Origin of the sequence: Neoaquamicrobium sediminum (genome assembly GCF_013240295.1) — a bacterium.
In the GTDB taxonomy this organism is placed as follows: Bacteria; Pseudomonadota; Alphaproteobacteria; order Rhizobiales; family Rhizobiaceae; genus Aerobium; species Aerobium sediminum.
This window is the reverse complement of record NZ_JABETK010000001.1, coordinates 588,148-604,267: the sequence shown is the minus strand read 5'-3', so window position 1 is coordinate 604,267 and position 16,120 is coordinate 588,148. Positions and strand designations below refer to the sequence as shown.

Annotated in this window: 11 protein-coding genes and 2 pseudogenes; 7 read left to right on the top strand and 6 right to left on the bottom strand. The window is 64.5% G+C overall.

Going from position 1 to position 16,120, the window contains the following annotated elements; all coding sequences use genetic code 11:
- The first annotated feature begins 8 nt into the window (after window positions 1-8).
- Both HK436_RS02860 and clpS read left to right on the top strand, forming a co-directional pair.
- Window positions 9-1,564 (top strand): annotated as a pseudogene (locus HK436_RS02860) (phospholipase D family protein).
- A 56-nt stretch (window positions 1,565-1,620) separates the two neighbouring features.
- Complete coding sequence (gene clpS / locus HK436_RS02855) at window positions 1,621-1,932, top strand: ATP-dependent Clp protease adapter ClpS (RefSeq protein WP_173187188.1); 312 nt, start codon at window positions 1,621-1,623, stop codon at window positions 1,930-1,932.
- Between the two features lie 19 nt (window positions 1,933-1,951).
- Here clpS and HK436_RS02850 read toward each other — a convergent pair whose 3' ends face one another.
- Window positions 1,952-2,359, bottom strand: a complete 408-nt coding sequence (locus HK436_RS02850) for a DoxX family protein (RefSeq protein ID WP_173187186.1) — start codon at window positions 2,357-2,359, stop codon at window positions 1,952-1,954.
- 177 nt (window positions 2,360-2,536) lie between these two features.
- On the opposite strand from HK436_RS02850, the gene HK436_RS02845 reads away from it, so the two are divergent.
- On the top strand, window positions 2,537-3,505 hold the full coding sequence (locus HK436_RS02845; RefSeq protein ID WP_173187184.1) for a glycerophosphodiester phosphodiesterase family protein: 969 nt from the start codon (window positions 2,537-2,539) through the stop codon (window positions 3,503-3,505).
- A gap of 6 nt (window positions 3,506-3,511) precedes the next feature.
- On the opposite strand, the gene dgcN is transcribed toward HK436_RS02845, so the two are convergent.
- Entirely contained in the window at window positions 3,512-4,507 is a 996-nt protein-coding gene (gene dgcN, locus HK436_RS02840; protein ID WP_173187182.1) for an N-acetyltransferase DgcN, read from the bottom strand.
- Between the two features lie 262 nt (window positions 4,508-4,769).
- On the opposite strand from dgcN, the gene HK436_RS02835 reads away from it, so the two are divergent.
- Window positions 4,770-6,467 carry a bifunctional metallophosphatase/5'-nucleotidase gene (locus HK436_RS02835; protein ID WP_173187180.1) on the top strand — a complete coding sequence of 566 codons (1,698 nt, stop codon included), beginning with the start codon at window positions 4,770-4,772 and terminating at the stop codon, window positions 6,465-6,467.
- Window positions 6,468-6,533: 66 nt separating this feature from the next.
- Here the strand turns inward: HK436_RS02835 and HK436_RS02830 are convergent, their stop codons facing one another.
- Together HK436_RS02830 and HK436_RS02825 are read right to left on the bottom strand one after the other, a co-directional pair.
- Window positions 6,534-7,433 (bottom strand): DMT family transporter, encoded by a 900-nt coding sequence (locus HK436_RS02830; RefSeq protein ID WP_173187178.1) that lies wholly within the window; start codon window positions 7,431-7,433, stop codon window positions 6,534-6,536.
- A complete protein-coding gene (locus HK436_RS02825; RefSeq protein WP_173187176.1) occupies window positions 7,433-8,386 on the bottom strand; it encodes an NAD(P)H-dependent flavin oxidoreductase in 954 nt (317 codons plus the stop codon). Before HK436_RS02825 ends, HK436_RS02830 begins: the two co-directional genes overlap by 1 nt.
- A gap of 172 nt (window positions 8,387-8,558) precedes the next feature.
- Between HK436_RS02825 and HK436_RS02820 the strand changes: the two genes are divergently transcribed.
- Window positions 8,559-9,623 (top strand): hypothetical protein, encoded by a 1,065-nt coding sequence (locus HK436_RS02820; protein ID WP_312860469.1) that lies wholly within the window; start codon window positions 8,559-8,561, stop codon window positions 9,621-9,623.
- A gap of 3 nt (window positions 9,624-9,626) precedes the next feature.
- On the opposite strand, the gene HK436_RS02815 is transcribed toward HK436_RS02820, so the two are convergent.
- Window positions 9,627-11,225 (bottom strand): cisplatin damage response ATP-dependent DNA ligase, encoded by a 1,599-nt coding sequence (locus tag HK436_RS02815; protein ID WP_173187174.1) that lies wholly within the window; start codon window positions 11,223-11,225, stop codon window positions 9,627-9,629.
- 204 nt (window positions 11,226-11,429) lie between these two features.
- Entirely contained in the window at window positions 11,430-12,440 is a 1,011-nt protein-coding gene (locus HK436_RS02810) for a ligase-associated DNA damage response exonuclease (RefSeq protein WP_173187172.1), read from the bottom strand.
- A 106-nt stretch (window positions 12,441-12,546) separates the two neighbouring features.
- Here HK436_RS02810 and HK436_RS02805 point away from each other — a divergent pair, with 106 nt between their 5' ends.
- On the top strand, window positions 12,547-13,521 hold the full coding sequence (locus HK436_RS02805) for a class I SAM-dependent DNA methyltransferase (RefSeq protein ID WP_173187170.1): 975 nt from the start codon (window positions 12,547-12,549) through the stop codon (window positions 13,519-13,521).
- A gap of 67 nt (window positions 13,522-13,588) precedes the next feature.
- Window positions 13,589-16,099, top strand: a pseudogene (locus HK436_RS02800) (ligase-associated DNA damage response DEXH box helicase).
- Window positions 16,100-16,120: the final 21 nt, after the last annotated feature.

Sequence of the window (16,120 nt, the reverse complement as noted above, 5' to 3'; positions counted from 1 at the left end):
ATGCGGCGATGCGCATGTTCGTGATTCTGCTGGTCTGTGCGCTCGTTCTCGTTGCGGCGTCGTTCCTCGCCGCGCTTTCTTATGGCCATTTCGCTCGCCATGCCCGTGGCGAGGACATGTGGGCGCTGCCTACCGACCCTGCCTTCACCGTCTTGGATCGCGGCATCGGCCCGCGCGTCGAAGCGCAGCATGGCCGCAGCGGCCTGACCCTGCTGCCCGACAACCTCGATGCCTTCGCAGCGCGCGCCCTGACCGCCCGCGTGGCGGCCCGCAGTCTCGACCTCATGTATTATTACTGGCTGGACGACCTTACCGGGCGTCTCCTCGCCAACGAACTCATTGAAGCCGCCGATCGCGGCGTGCGCGTCCGGCTTCTGCTCGACGACATCAATGCCACGGGCAAAGACAGCATCTATCTCGCGCTTGATGCGCATCCCGGCATTTCCGTTCGGCTGTTCAACCCCAGCCGGGCCCGCGATGGCGGGCTGCGGCGTGGGCTTGAAATGGTTCTGCGCGCTTTCAGCGTGACGCGGCGCATGCACAACAAGGCGTGGATCGCCGATGGCAGGCTCGCCATCATCGGCGGGCGCAACATCGGCGACGAGTATTTCGATGCGGCCGAAACGTCCAACTTCCGCGACATCGATATGCTCATGATGGGACCGGTGGTCCGGCAGACGGAAGTCATCTTCGACAGCTTCTGGAACAGCGACGTCTCAATGCCGATCGGCGCGCTCGCCACGGCGCGCGAAGGGGGACTGGAAACGCTGCAGAAAGGTCTTTCCCAACTGTCCAGAACCGGTGAGGCAGCACCCTATGTCGATCGGGCTCTGGAACGCATATCGGTGCTTTCCATGCTCGACGGCGGCTTGCCGACCTACTGGACAAGCGAAGCCAAGGTCATTTCGGATCCGCCGGAAAAGGCGCTGGCCAAGAACCCGGATAACTGGATGATGACCACGCTGATGCCGGTCATCGCTTCCGCCGACCGCTCCGTCGAGATCACATCGCCGTATTTCGTGCCCGGTGTGGAAGGAACGGGTGGCCTCACCGGCATGGTCCGGAACGGTGTCGACGTGGCCGTGCTCACCAACTCGCTCGCCGCAACCGACGTCGCCGCGGTCCATGGCGGCTACGCGCCCTACCGTCCGCAACTGCTTGCCGGAGGCGTACGGCTCTTCGAGCTGCAGCCGCATGCCCGCCCGTCGGACATGTCGCTGTTCGGCTCGAGTGCGGCGAGCCTGCATACCAAGGCCTTCACGGTGGACGGCGAGACCGGCTTTGTCGGATCGTTCAACTTCGATCCACGGTCCGCGTCGCTCAATACGGAAATGGGCGTGCTGTTTGCGGACGAAGGGCTCGTCGGCCAGATGCGTGAGGTCTTCGCCGAGGAAACGGCGCCCGCCATGAGTTACCGCGTCTATCTCGATGCCGGGGAGACCTGCGTTGGGAAGGCGAGCGTGATGGCAAGATGCAGATCTACGATCGGGAGCCGGAGGCAGGTTTGACGCGTCGTATCATCGCCAGGATCGTCTCCTGGCTGCCGATCGAATCGCAGCTTTGACCGGCTCGCCCGCCAATGCGACAATGCGGCTTCGCTGACGTACGAGCGGAACCGTCATGCCAACGAGCAACCCAACCACGACGCCGAAAACCAGGACCAAGCCGAAGATCGAGCGGCCACGACTGCACAAGGTGATCCTCGTCAATGACGATTTCACCCCGCGCGAGTTCGTGGTCACCGTGCTCAAGGGCGAGTTCCGCATGAGCGAGGATCAGGCACATCGTGTCATGATCACCGCACACCAACGTGGTGTCTGCGTCGTGGCTGTCTTTACGCGGGATGTGGCCGAAACCAAGGCGACGCGCGCGACAGATGCGGGTCGCGCCAAGGGCTACCCGCTACTGTTCACGACCGAGCCGGAGGAATGAGACCAGTTTCCGGTCCCGTTTAGGTTCCTGTCTTTGACCGTGTGCTGGCAAAGGGGAAGATCGCGCGCAGACGCGGGTCGCGCAACCACAGCCCGCCCCACATGAACAGGCCGAGATAGAGGCTGAACAGGACGTGGCTGAAGAGCGGGCTTTCGGCTCGCACCTGCGTCGCCATCGCGCCGCCGAGAAGCCCCATGGTCAGCACCGCACCAAGCACGCTCGTCCGCGGATAGACGTAGAGGATCACGCAGACGAGTTCGATGACGCCGATCATCATGGCGTAGCCGGCCGGCCAGCCAAGCTGCGCCATGGTCTCTTCCGCCACTGGCATGCCAGCAAGCTTGGGCGCCACGGAAGCACCCAGCATGAAAAGTACGAAAAATCCTGAAAGAATGCGGCCAGTCCAGAGCATCGCGGTCGTGTTCATGTGTCCCTCCTTCACGAGGCTTCGTTGCTGCTGCCTCAAGGACGCACACACCGCCGGGTACCCGACATGCGTTCGAAAATTTCTCGCGGAAGGGTTGTGAACAGCGAAGCGCGCCGGTGCCTCAATTCGTTCACACTCGCCGCATCTATCCTCGGCTGTTGCCGAAGGGGATAGCCGATGAAGAAATTTGCCGCGCTTGCGCTGCTCGCCGTGCTCGCGATCTATTTCTGGAACGCTTCATGGCTCGCCGCCACACCGGAGACGCCAGCCGTGAAGCTGATCGCGCATCGTGGCGTTCACCACACCTTCGATCGCACCGACCTCGACAGCGACACCTGCACGGCGTTGCGTATCCATCCGCCCGAGCACGACCTCTTCGAAAACACGATACCGTCCATGCAGGCCGCGTTCGCTGCCGGCGCCGAAATCGTCGAACTAGACGTTCATCCGACCACCGATGGCCAGTTCGCCGTCATGCATGACTGGACGATCGATTGCCGGACGGAGGGCACTGGCGAGACGCGCAGCCACGACATGGCCTATCTTAAAACGCTGGACGTCGGCTACGGCTATAGCGCCGACGGCAGCGAGACTTTTCCCCTGCGCGGCAAGGGCGTGGGTCTGATGCCGTCACTTGCGGACGTGCTGGCTGCCATGCCGGAACGCCGCTTCCTGATCAATTTCAAGTCCAACGAAGAAAGAGAAGCGGCGATGCTGGCCGATCTGGCGGAGCGGGAGCCGGAGTGGAGGGCATCGCTTTGGGGTGCTTATGGCGGCGACGCCCCCACGCTCGCGGCCCAGAAACGCCTGCCGGCGCTGAAGACCTGGACGCGCCGCGGCCTCTTCGCCTGTCTAGGGCGATACGTCGCGCTCGGATGGTCCGGCTATGTGCCGGAGGCCTGCCGAAACACGATGGTCATGTTGCCGGTCAACGTCGCGCCATGGCTATGGGGGTGGCCGAACCGCTTCCAGCAGCGTCTCGCCGCCGTCGGCAGCGAGATCATTCTGCTTGGGCCGTACAGTGCCGGCGATCCGGGAACCGCCGGCATCGACGACCTCGAGACGCTGGATCGCGTCCCGGCCAGCTTCGACGGCTATGTCTGGACCAACCGGATCGAGATCATCGGTCCCGCCCTCGGACGCTGATAGGGCTCAGCCCAGCGCGTCGACCAGACGGGCCGCGCCGTCGCGGAACGGATCGACCGCTGGCAGGCCCATGCGCTGCTCGACCTCTGCGAGGTAACTGCGCGCCTCGTCCACCGGCATTCCTGCCGTGTTGACCGATATGCCGATCACCTTGACGTCGGGATTGACCACGCGCGCCATGTCCAGCGCGGTATCCCTCAGCGTTTCGAGAGACGGCAGCTGGTAGTGCGGCAGGCCGCGCATATGTGTGCGGGTCGGTTCGTGGCACAAAACCAGCGTGTCGGGCTGGCCGCCATGCACCAGCGCCAGCGTCACGCCCGAATAGGACGGGTGGAACAGGCTGCCCTGGCCCTCGATGAGGTCCCAGTGGTCCGCGTCGTTGTCGGGCGTCAGCCACTCGACCGCACCGGCCATGAAGTCCGCTACAACCGCATCGAGCGGCACGCCGGAGCCGGTGATCAGGATGCCGGTCTGTCCGGTGGCGCGGAAGCTGGCCTTCAGGCCCCGCGCCCGCATTTCCTTTTCCATCGCAAGCGCGGTGTACATCTTGCCGACCGAGCAATCGGTGCCGACTGCCAGACAGCGCTTGCCGGTGCGCTTTTTGCCGTCCGCGATCGGGTATTCGACGGTCGGAACGCGCACGTCGAAGAGCTCGACGCCGGCCTTCGCCGCCGCGTCCACCAGTTCCTTGCGATCGCGCAGAAGGTTGTGCAGGCCGGAGGCGATGTCCATGCCGGCCTCGATGGCCTCGATCAGCGTGGCGATCCAGGCGTCCGAAATGACACCACCGCGATTGGCGGCTCCAACGACGAGCGTCTGCGCGCCGGCGGCCTTGGCCTCGGCGATCGTCATGTTGGGAAGGCCGAGCTCGGCCTTGCAGCCCTCCAGCTTGAGCTGGCCGAGCGAGAACTCCGGCCGCCAGTCCTTGATACCCTGAGCAACCTTCGCGGCAAGCTGGTCCGGCGCGTCGCCGAGAAAGAGGAGATAGGGCGTCTTGAGCATCGGCTGTCTGCCTTTCGTTTCAATGTTTGGCGCAGCAATAGCAGTGTCGCGCGCGCGCGTCATGCCCCCGATGATGGGCCAGCAAAGCCGCTGCCTTTAGCCGGCTGCGAAGGTATTTCTTGACCAAAGGGTCAACGCAGGGGAACATTCATCAAGCGATCACAGAACCGGGCCATATCCGGGCCGGGGACACCCGTCCCCGACCATCATCCAGGCCCGGCGTCGCGGGGAACATCAAAGCGCGAAAAAGGAGGCGCACGAAATGTCTAGCAACGATAAGAAGAACGCAGGCGGGACACCGGAAACCGCACTCAGCCGCCGCAGGTTCCTGCAGGTGGCGGGCGCCAGCCTGGTCGTCGCCGGCGGCGTTTCGACCGGCCATTTCTCGATGACGTCGGCCCGCGCGCAGGGGGCATACAAACTCAACGTGCTGCATATCAACGACATGCATTCGCGCGTCGAATCGATCAGCAAGTACAATTCGACCTGCTCGGCTGAGGATGCCGGGGAAGGCAAGTGCTTCGGCGGCTTTGGCCGCCTTGCCACGAAGATCCGCGAGCGCCGCAAGGAAATCGAGGACGCCGGCGAGAATGTGATCACGCTCGACGCGGGCGACCAGTTCCAGGGTTCGCTGTTCTACACCACCTACCGCGGCAAGGCGGAAGGCGAGTTCATGAACAAGATCGGCTTCGACACCATGGCCCTCGGCAACCATGAATTCGACAACGGGCCGGACAATCTGGCCGATTTCGTCGATCTGGTCGAGTTCCCCGTGGTCTGCGGCAACCTGACCGTCGCCGAATCGGAGAAGCTGCACGGCAAGGTCGCGGAATGGTCGATCCTTGAAGCCGGCGGCGAGAAGATCGGCATCCTGTCCGTGTTGACCGCCGACACGGCCGTCACCTCGTCGCCCGGCCCTAATGTCAGCTTCGGTGATGAGATCGAATACCTCACGGATGCCGTGTCGCGTATTCGCGCCGAGGGGGTCAACAAGGTGTTGCTGCTGTCGCATGTCGGCTTCACGCGCGATCAGGAGATCGCCGCGGCGGTCGAAGGCATCTCGGCAATCATCGGCGGTCATAGCCACACGCTGCTGTCCAACACCGAGGAAGGTGCGCCGGCCTATGCCACGCTGGTCGAAAATCCGGCCGGCCGCGCCGTACCGATCGTGCAGGCAGGCGCCTATTCCAAGCATCTCGGCGATCTGACGCTCGTCTTCGACGCCGATGGCTATGTTGCGGAGGCCACGGGCGACACCCGCATCCTCGATGCTTCGATCGAGCCAGATCCGGAAATCGAAGCGCGCATCAAGGAACTGGCCGGTCCGATCGAGACGCTCAAGGCGACGGAAGTGGGAGAGGTAGCGGCCCCGATCGACGGCAGCCGTGAGAGCTGCCGTGCCAAGGAATGCGAGATGGGCAACCTCGTCACCGACGCCATTCTGGCGCGCACGGCAGACCAGGGCGTGACCATTGCGATACAGAACGGCGGCGGCCTGCGTGCCTCCATCGACGAGGGCATGGCGACGGTCGGCGACGTTCTCTCCGTCCTCCCATTCCAGAACACGCTGGCAACGATGAAGCTCAAGGGTGCCGACATCGTCGCCTCGCTGGAAACGGCGGTGAACGACATCGAGAACGGCGCCGGGAAGTTCCCGCAGGTCGGCGGTCTCAAATACACGCTCGACATGACCGTCGCGCCCGACCAGGGCCGCATCAAGGACGTCGAAGTGCTCGACGGTGACCAGTGGGTGGCCATAGAGATGGAGAAGGTCTACGGCGTCGGCACCAACGATTTCATGCGCAAGGGCGGCGACGGCTACGCGCTGTTCGCCTCCAACGCGGTGGACCCATACGACTACGGTCCCGGCATGGAGGAGATCGTGGCGGAATACCTCGCCAACAACGCTCCCTACAAACCGAAGCTCGAGGGCCGCATCACGGTTATCGAGGCGAACTGACCCGTACTTCAGGGAACAGGAAGGCCGCCGGTTGAATCAGCCGGCGGCCTTTTTGCCGCGAGCAGTTCAGCGCCGCCGTTGAATGCGCTCGCGCCACGCGATGGTCAGCGCGCCGGCGACGATCAGCACCGCGCCAACGATGCCAGCTGCGGTCGGGCGCTCGTCAAAGACCAGATAGTCGTAAAGACCGGCGAATATCAGAGTCGTGTAGAAGAATGGCATCACGAAACTCGCCTCGCCCCGCCGCATCGCCTGTATGAAGATTGCCTGCACCGTCACCATGGTGACGCCAAGAACGGCCAGAAGCACCCACTGGTCCGGGGTGGGCATACGCCAGACGAAGGATGCTGCCGTTGCCGCGAGGCATGCGCCGATCAGGTTGTTTATGAAGAGGATGCGCAGCGGCGGTTCGGTGTCGGCCAGCTTCTTGATGAGTATCGCCTCCAAGCCCATGAAGAACGCCGCCGTCAACGCGACCAGTGCGATGGGCTGCAACGCGTCCGTTCCCGGCTCGGACAGGATCGCGGCGCCGGCAAAGGCAATCGCGGCCGCCGCCCAACGCCACGGCCCGACGCGTTCTCCGAGCAAGGGGATTGAGAGCATCATCGCCACGATCGGGTTGAGGAACGAAATGGCCGTCGCGTCCGCCAGCCGCATGACGGAGGAGGCGGCAAACAGGCAGGTGATGCCCGCCCATCCGAACAGCACGCGCAGGATGTGGTTTCGCCAGTTTCCGCCGGAAAGCGGTGGCCTGAGCCATGCGGTCAGTGGAAGCAACGCCGCCAGCGCGAAGACGAAACGCCCGGCGGATACCTGCAGCGGGTGCAGCGCATCGGTGCCGGAGCCCGATCCCAACATCTTTGCAATCAGCGTGGTTGCCGCAACCAGCGCACACGCCAGAAGCATCAGCGCAATTGCGATGCCCGTGTCGCGGCCGGAATAACTTCGCGCCGCGGGCTGCGTCATCAGGCCGCGATCTTGCTCTTCGCAGCCTCGTACTCGCGCGCGAGGCGGTCGACCAGTTCGGCGGCGCCCACCACTTCGCTGACGGCGCCGATGCCCTGGCCACAGCCCCAGATGTGTTTCCAGGCCTTGGTCTTGTCGCCGCCGAAATCCATCTTCGACGGGTCCGATTGAGGCAGGTTGTCGGGGTCCAGCCCGGCAGCGCTGATGGAGCCCTTGAGATAGTTGCCGTGAACGCCGGTGAAGAGGTTGGAATAGACGATGTCGGCCGCTCGGGATTCGACGATCATCTCCTTGTATTCGTCCGCCGCGCGAGCCTCACGGGTCGCGATGAAGGGCGAGCCGATATAGGCGAGGTCGGCGCCCATCGCCTGTGCGGCGAGGACCGCGCCACCATTGGCGATGGCGCCCGACAGCAGCAGGGGGCCGTCGAACCACTGGCGGATTTCCTGTACCAGCGCAAACGGCGACAAGGTGCCGGCATGGCCACCGGCACCGGCCGCAACCGCGATAAGGCCATCGGCGCCCTTTTCGATCGCCTTGCGGGCATGCCGGTCGTGGATGATGTCGTGCAGGACGATGCCGCCATAGGAATGCACGGCCTCGTTGACCTCGGGCACCGCGCCGAGCGAGGTGATCACGACCGGCACCTTGTATTTCACGCACAGCGACAGGTCGTGCTCGAGCCGCTTGTTGGATTTGTGCACGATCTGGTTGACCGCGAAGGGCGCGGCCATGGCATCGGGGTTTTTCGCGTCATGCGCCGCGAGGTCTTCCGTGATTTCCGCCAGCCATTCGTCGAGTTGGGCTTCCGGCCGTGCATTGAGTGCGGGGAAGGAGCCGACGATGCCGGCCTTGCACTGCGCCAAAACCAGCGGCGGATGGGAGATGATGAACAGCGGCGAGCCGACGACGGGAATGCGCAGGTTGGTCTTCAGAATGTCGGGCAGCGCCATGAACTTCCATCCCCATCGGTCGATTGACGTTTGCGTAAACGTCATTTTTTAGCAGATCACCATACGAGGGCAACCGCCGAATGATCGGCACACCGTCGAGCATCAGTCCGCTATTGTGTCCTACAAACGGTCCTGCGCGATTGATTGAACGGCGCTGGAAGGCTAACCATGCGTGAAGACACGAATTCTTTGCGGCGGAACGGCCTTGGACTCGATCGAGAAAGCGATACGAAGTGCCTTCGAGAAAGGCGACCCGAGTGAGCGGGCCTATCGCGAGAAGGTCTATCGTTCGGCGTTTGCCGCACTCGACCGTGCGCTGCAGTCAAATCCGAATGTGACTCAGGACATGGTGGCGCGTCGGCGTCAGGCGCTTTCGACGACAATTTCCGCCATCGAATCGGAATTCCTGCCCGCAGTGCCAGCCGTAGAGCCGACAATACGTAGCCACGAGACCGTCGAGCCGCAAACGCGCCAATCGGCATCGGCGCGAGCGGAGCCGTCTTTTGAACCGACGCTGGCGGGTGAGGAAAGGGATTCAGCCTCCAGGCCGGACTATCGCGACGACGAGATCGATCCGGGTGTCTACGTGCCGAATGCGAGGCCGCCGCGTCGCAGCCGGTCGTGGGTGGCCACGCTGGTCACGATCGCAGTCGTGGCGCTTGTCGGCATCGGTGCATGGTGGTTGCTGGCACCGCCCGGACCCGAATCGTTCCCGCGCCCCACTGAGGATGCCGAGGACTTCACGCCGGAACCGACCGAGCCCGGTGCACCTCCGCGTGTAATCGGCGCCGACAATCTCGATGACTGGATCGTGGTCTTCGATCCGGCCGATCCCACCACGGTGACCGCGCCGGGCGATTCGGGCGCCGAGGTGATGGACGACGACGGCGAGCAGTTCATCCGCATCCGCTCGGGCTCTTCCGGCGCGCCGATCCTTTTCGACGTGGGGCAGGGCGTGCTTGAGCAGGTCGCCGGCCGGCGCACCGTCTTCAACATTGAGGCGCGCGCGCAGGAAGGCGAGGAGACGCAGATTTCGGTCGACTGCAGCCTGGGCGAACTGGGAGATTGCGGCCGCAAGCGCTATGCGGTCGGCGTCACCCGCGAGGAGTTCCTGTTCGAGATCGAACTGCCCTCGGTCGAGCCCGGCGCAGGTGGCACGATCGCCATCAATCCCGACATTGAAAATGGCGGCAAGTCTGTCGACATCTACGCCATCCGCGTGACGCCCGCGCAGTAGCGTCTACCCGTCGAGCATCGCGGCAAGCGTTTCCAGCCGGTCGGCCTCGGCCGGCGGCTTGTCCCAGCGCAGTCGGGAGATGCGCGGAAAACGCATCGCGACGCCCGATTTATGCCGCGTCGAGCGATTGAGCCCCTCGAACGCGACTTCCAGAACCAGCCCGTGGTCGCGTTCCGCACGTACGGAACGTACCGGCCCGAACCGGTCGATAGTATTGTCGCGCACATATTTGTCGATCTGCCGCAATTCCTCGTCGGTGAAACCGAAATAGGCCTTGCCGACGGGCACGAGCTCCGGCTGGGTCTCGGGTCCGGTCCAGACGCCGAACGTATAGTCGGAATAGAAGCTCGAACGTTTGCCGTGACCGCGCTGCGCATACATCAGCACAGCATCGATGATGTGGGGATCGCGTTTCCACTTGAACCACGGTCCCTTGGGCCGGCCAGGCACATAGGGCGCATCGCGGCGCTTGAGCATGATGCCTTCGATGACCGGATGCGGCGGCTCGCTGCGTAGCTGGTCCAGTTCCTGCCAGTCGGTGAAGGCGACGATCGGCGACAGGTCGAAACGCGTCGGATCAAGCCCACCCACGAAGGCTTCCAGCCTTGCTCTGCGATCAGAGAAAGGAAGCGAGCGGGTGTCTTCGCCGCCGTCGAGAAGCAGGTCGTAGCAGCGCATGAACGCGGGATAGTCGCGCATCGTCTTGGCAGACACGCTCTTGCGGTTGAGGCGCTGCTGAAGGTCGGAGAATGAACCGGTATGGTCGGGCGGGTGGCCCACGAGCAATTCGCCGTCGAGCGCGCCGGAAAAGTCGAGCGCTTCCAGCAGGTCCGGAAAGGCCCCGGAAATCTCGTCGCCGGTGCGCGAATAGAGCCGCCGCAGATCGCCCTCGCAAACTGCCTGCACGCGGATGCCGTCCCATTTCCACTCGGCAACGTAGTCGGCCGGATCGATCCGTTCGAGATCGCCATCCTGCACCGGGTTCGACAGCATGACCGGGCGGAACAGCGCCAGGCTGCCATGCTCCGGCTTGTTCGCCTTGCCATCGAGCCAGGCGAACAGATCGTTGTAGGGAGGCTCCAGCCCGTGCCAGATTTCCTCTATCTCATGCACGTCGACAGAGCCGAGATCGGCAAGCGCCTGCTTGGCGAGCCGGGCCGAGACGCCGACCCGCAAGCCACCCGTCACCAGCTTGATGATGGCGAAGCGCGAGTCCGGCTGCAACTGGTCGAGAAGATTGGCAAGCACCGCCGGCGCATCCGAGCGGCTGGCGCCGTGCAGCCGCTCGACCGCCTCGGACAGCGATATGTCCTCGTCGCCGGCCGCGTCGGCGCCGGGCCACACGAGTGAGATCGTTTCGGCGAGATCGCCGACATAGTCGTAGGAATAGGCGAACAGCACCGGATCCATGCGCTCGGCGATGAGTGCCCGCAACAGGGCGGGCTTGACCGAGGCAAAGGAGAGATTGCCTGTCAGTGCTGCCAGCGCAAGGCCGCGATCAGGATCGGAAACCTCGCGGAAATGGTCCGCCATCAGCTTCAGCTTGGCATTGCGCGACGGCGTCAGGAGCAGTCGGTCCAGCAGTTCGGCGAAGCACTTCATCGCCTGCCGCCTTCAGATACGATCTGCGTGGTTCGAGGCTCGCGTCGCTCGCACCTCAAGATGAGGGAGGTGGTTTGATGGAGCCCGCCCGTAGTAGGCGCCAATGCACTGCGTTCCTCATCCTGGGGTGCGAGCGAAGCGAGCCTCGAAGGACGCACCGATGCGCATTCGCTGGCTCTGCTGGCACTTGAGTCGGTGAGCATCCTATTCCGCCTCGTCCTCATAGCCGACGAGATGCAGCGGCCGGGCCGTAACGCCCTGCAACTCGCACCATCGCACAAGAGCTTCCTCGCGCCCGTGCGTAACCCAGACTTCCCGGGCGCCCGTTTCGGTGATGGTACGGGTAAGTTCATCCCAATCCGAATGGTCGGACAGGATCAGTGGCAGTTCCACGCCTCGCTGCTTCACACGCTGGCGGATGCGCATCCAACCCGACGCGAACGCCGTGACGGGGTCCGGAAAGCGGCGTGCCCACCGGTCGGCGAAGGCCGAAGGCGGCCCCACCACGATCGCGCCGGAAAAATCCCGTTTCGCCGACCTCTCGACGGTCGCGGGTTCGAGCGGCCCGAGGTCTATGCCCTGCGTGTCGTAGTAGTCGCACAGCCGCGCGAGCGCGCCGTGGATGTAGATCGGATGGTCGTAGCCGCAATCGCGGATCAGCCTGATGACGCGCTGTGCCTTGCCGAGCGCGTAGGCGCCGACAAGATGCGCGCGTTCGGGAAACTGGCTCACGGATTTCAGGAGCCGGCCGATTTCGTCGCGTGGGCGCGGGTGGCGGAAGACGGGCAGTCCGAAGGTCGCCTCGGTGATGAAGACGTCGCACGGCACCAGTTCGAAATCCGCGCAGGTGGGGTCCGGCGCCCGCTTGTAGTCGCCGGAGGCGACGATGCGGATGCCACCATGCTCGACCGCGATCTGCGCCGAGCCGAGAACATGACCCGCCGGATGAAACGAGACGCGTACGCCGTTGACGTCGATTGTCTCGCCAAGCGATCCGGCCTGTGACGAGTGCGCGAAGTCTTCGCCGTAGCGCAGAGCCATGATCTCGAGCGTCTGTTGCGTGGCCAGCACATGGCGGTGGCCGGCACGCGCGTGGTCGGAATGGCCGTGCGTGATGAGCGCACGGTCGACCGGTCGCACCGGGTCGATGAAGAAATCGCCCGGAGGACAGTAAAGGCCTTCCGGCCGGGGGTGAAGCAGGTCGCGTGCTTGCATGGTCCTGAAAAGATAGGCTTTCGCGGCGTTTGTGGAAGGCCTTGCAAAATCACTGCTGACGGCGCATATGCCAGCCGCCCGCATGCACGCGGGTTCCGGACACATCATGAAAATCCTTCCGCTCTCGTCCGGCGATCTCGTTGCCGATCGCCGCGCGGACTATGCCGAGATGCTGCGCGATGGTGGCGACGTTGCCGCCGCGGCCGACCTGATGCGCGATACGGTCGCGATCGCGCCGGGCTGGGTGGCGGGCTGGTATCGCCTCGGCGAGATGCTGGACGAGGCGGGCCGCCCGGGCGAGGCGGTCGATGCCTGGCGGGAAGCCCTGCGCCTCGATCCCGCCGACAGGCTGGGTGCATCGCTGAAGCTCGAACTTGCGGGTGTCCTGGCCGTATCCGAAATGCCTCCGAGCGGCTTCGTGGAAACGCTGTTCGACCAGTATGCCGGCGAGTTCGACAGCGCCCTGGTGGAGCGGCTTGGCTATCGGGTTCCCGAGCTGATCGCAGAGGCGATCGCCGCTTCCGGCCGCACCGCCTTCGCGCACGCCGTCGATCTTGGCTGTGGCACCGGTCTGATGGGCGAGCGTCTGCGGCGCGTCGCAAGCTTCCTCGAAGGGATCGACATTTCGGCGGGCATGCTCGCCAGGGCCCGGGCGAAGGGTGTCTACGACCGTCTCGAGCAGGGCGATCTGCAAATGCTGGCTTCGGGCACAGACCATGTCGACCTCGTCACGGCGGCCGACGTCCTGATCTATCTCGGCCGGCTCGAACGCGTGTTCGGCGCGGTGGCTGCAATGCTGGCGCCGGGCGGCCTCTTCGCCTTTTCCGTCGAGAATCATGCCGGGCCTGAGGACCTCATCCTGCGGGAATCGAGGCGCTATGCCCATTCCCGCCGCTATGTAGCGGAGCTTCTGGAGGCGAGCGGTTTCGATGTCGTCTCGATGGAGCAAGCGCATCTGCGCAGCGACCGTGGCGCCCCGATCGCCGGGCTGGTGGTGCTGGCAACCAGGCGAAGCTCCACCTCTGCCATGGTAATCGCCGGCGAAACCGGCGACGAAGCGCTTACGCCGGCGGTGCATTGACGCTGCACGGTTTCCCGTCCTTGGCGATAGCCGCGCGCCGCGCTACCTGTTGGCGGTGAACAATCCTATGCCCAGTGACGCGTTCGCCGCGTCGACCGTTCTGCCGGAAAGCTTCGCTCGCTGGTTCGCCAGCCGGGGCTGGGCGCCGCGCGCCCATCAGCTCGACCTGCTGGCGCGGGCTTCGGGCGGAGCCTCGGTGCTGCTGATTGCGCCGACCGGCGCCGGCAAGACGCTGGCCGGCTTCCTGCCGTCGCTGACCGATCTGGCGTCGCGGCCACGGCGCAAGCCGGGCGAGCGCTATCGCGGCATCCACACACTTTACATCTCGCCGCTGAAGGCGCTGGCCGTCGACATCGAGCGCAATCTCGGCCGGCCGGTCGCCGAGATGGAGCTGGACATCGTCGTCGAGACCCGCACCGGCGACACGCCGGCCCACAAGCGCCAGCGCCAGAAGCTGGTGCCGCCGGACATATTGCTCACGACGCCGGAGCAGCTTGCGCTGCTGATCGCATCAAAGGATGCGGAACGCTTCTTTGCCGGGCTGAAATATGTGGTTCTGGACGAACTGCATTCTCTGGTGACCTCGAAGCGCGGCCACCTGCTTGCGTTGGGTCTCGCGCGGCTGCGGCGCTTCGTGCCGGAGTTGCGGACGATCGGGCTGTCGGCAACGGTGGCGGAACCCGACGCCTTGCGACGCTGGCTCGTTCCGCAGAGCTCGCCGGATGCGATGGCCGATGTGATCACCGTCGAAGGCGGCGCCAAGCCGGTCATCACCATTTTGGATTCCGAGGAGCGGGTGCCGTGGGCCGGCCACTCGGCTCGTTATGCGATCGGCGAGATCTACGAGGCGATCAAGGCGCACCGCACCACGCTGCTTTTCGTAAACACGCGCTCGCAGGCCGAATTCCTGTTTCGGGAGCTGTGGCGGGTCAACGAGGATACGCTGCCGATCGCGCTTCACCACGGTTCGCTCGATGTCGCCCAGCGTCGGCGGGTGGAAAATGCAATGGAGGCCAATGCGCTGCGGGCCGTGGTGGCCACATCGACCCTCGACCTCGGCATCGACTGGGGCGATGTCGATCTCGTCGTGCACGTTGGCGCGCCGAAAGGGGCGAGCCGCCTTGCCCAGCGTATCGGGCGATCCAACCACCGCATGGACGAGCCTAGCCGCGCCATACTCGTGCCGGCAAACCGCTTCGAGGTGCTGGAATGCCGTGCGGCGCTGGAGGCGAACTATCTCGGCGCGCAGGACACGCCGCCGCTGCAGCAGGGCGCGCTCGATGTATTGGCCCAGCACGTGATGGGCATGGCCTGCGCCCAGCCGTTCGACGAGGCGGACCTGCTGGATGAGGTCAGAAGTGCTGCGCCCTATGCCGAACTCGATGCCGATACGTTCGCGCGCGTCGTCGAGTTCGTCGCAACCGGCGGCTACGCGCTCAGGAGCTATGAGCGCTACGCGCGCATCCGCAAGACCAGGGACGGGTTGTGGCGCGTCTCGCATCCGCGCTTCGCCCAGCAGTACAGGCTCAACGTCGGCACGATCATCGAATCGCCGATGCTGAACGTGCGCATGACCCGACAGCGCGGAAAGGGGGAAACGTGTCGGGTGGCCCGGTCCTCGGCAAGGTGGAGGAGTATTTCCTCGAAACGCTCTCGCCCGGCGACACTTTTTGTTTGCTGGCAAGATGCTCCGTTTCGAGGGCATCCGCGAAAATGAGTGTTTCGTCTCGAACGCCACCGGCCAGGACGCGCGCGCGTGCCGGTCTATGCCGGCGGCAAATTTCCGCTCTCGACCTATCTGGCGGCCGAGGTTCGTTCGATGCTGGCGGATTCCGAGCGCTGGCGGAAGTTGCCCGAACAGGTGGCCGACTGGCTTGCCATCCAGTCGGAAAAATCCGTGCTGCCCAAGGCAGGCGACCTGCTGGTCGAGACCTTTCCGCGCGGCAACCGACACTACATGGTCGCCTATCCTTTCGAAGGCAGGCTGGCGCACCAGACGCTGGGCATGCTGCTCACGCGCAGGCTGGAACGCGCCGGCGCCCATCCGCTGGGCTTCGTCGCCACCGACTATGCCCTCGCCATCTGGGCGCATTCGGATATGGGTGCCCTTTTCCGCAGCGGCGAGTTGCCGCTCTCCGCCCTGTTCGACGAGGACATGCTGGGCGACGACCTCGACGCTTGGCTGGCCGAAAGCTGGCTGCTGAAGCGCACCTTTCGCGCCTGCGCGGTGATCGCCGGGCTGATCGAGAAGCGGCATCCCGGCCAGGAGAAGACCGGCCGGCAGGTGACGGTCTCGGCCGACCTGATTTACGACGTGCTGCGGACGCATGATCCCGACCACATCCTGCTTCGCGCCACGCGGGCGGATGCGGCGGCCGGACTGCTGGATGTCAGCAGGCTTGCCGACATGCTCTCGCGGATCAGGGGACGAATCATGCATAAGGACCTGGATCGAATCTCGCCGCTCGCCGTCCCCGTCATGCTGGAGATCGGCAAGGAACGGGTGAAGGGCGATGCCGACGAGATGCTGCTTTCGGAGGTCGAGGAAGACCTCGTCCATGAGGCCATGGGAGACTGATGAACGTCGCACCGGAAAGAC

Bases quoted from the DNA above. Each gene is read 5' to 3' on its own strand.
- clpS (WP_173187188.1), top strand. From the start codon at position 1,621: ATGCCAACGAGCAACCCAACCACGACGCCGAAAACCAGGACCAAGCCG.
- HK436_RS02850 (WP_173187186.1), bottom strand. From the start codon at position 2,359: ATGAACACGACCGCGATGCTCTGGACTGGCCGCATTCTTTCAGGATTT.
- HK436_RS02845 (WP_173187184.1), top strand. From the start codon at position 2,537: ATGAAGAAATTTGCCGCGCTTGCGCTGCTCGCCGTGCTCGCGATCTAT.
- dgcN (WP_173187182.1), bottom strand. From the start codon at position 4,507: ATGCTCAAGACGCCCTATCTCCTCTTTCTCGGCGACGCGCCGGACCAG.
- HK436_RS02835 (WP_173187180.1), top strand. From the start codon at position 4,770: ATGTCTAGCAACGATAAGAAGAACGCAGGCGGGACACCGGAAACCGCA.
- HK436_RS02830 (WP_173187178.1), bottom strand. From the start codon at position 7,433: ATGACGCAGCCCGCGGCGCGAAGTTATTCCGGCCGCGACACGGGCATC.
- HK436_RS02825 (WP_173187176.1), bottom strand. From the start codon at position 8,386: ATGGCGCTGCCCGACATTCTGAAGACCAACCTGCGCATTCCCGTCGTC.
- HK436_RS02815 (WP_173187174.1), bottom strand. From the start codon at position 11,225: ATGAAGTGCTTCGCCGAACTGCTGGACCGACTGCTCCTGACGCCGTCG.
- HK436_RS02810 (WP_173187172.1), bottom strand. From the start codon at position 12,440: ATGCAAGCACGCGACCTGCTTCACCCCCGGCCGGAAGGCCTTTACTGT.
- HK436_RS02805 (WP_173187170.1), top strand. From the start codon at position 12,547: ATGAAAATCCTTCCGCTCTCGTCCGGCGATCTCGTTGCCGATCGCCGC.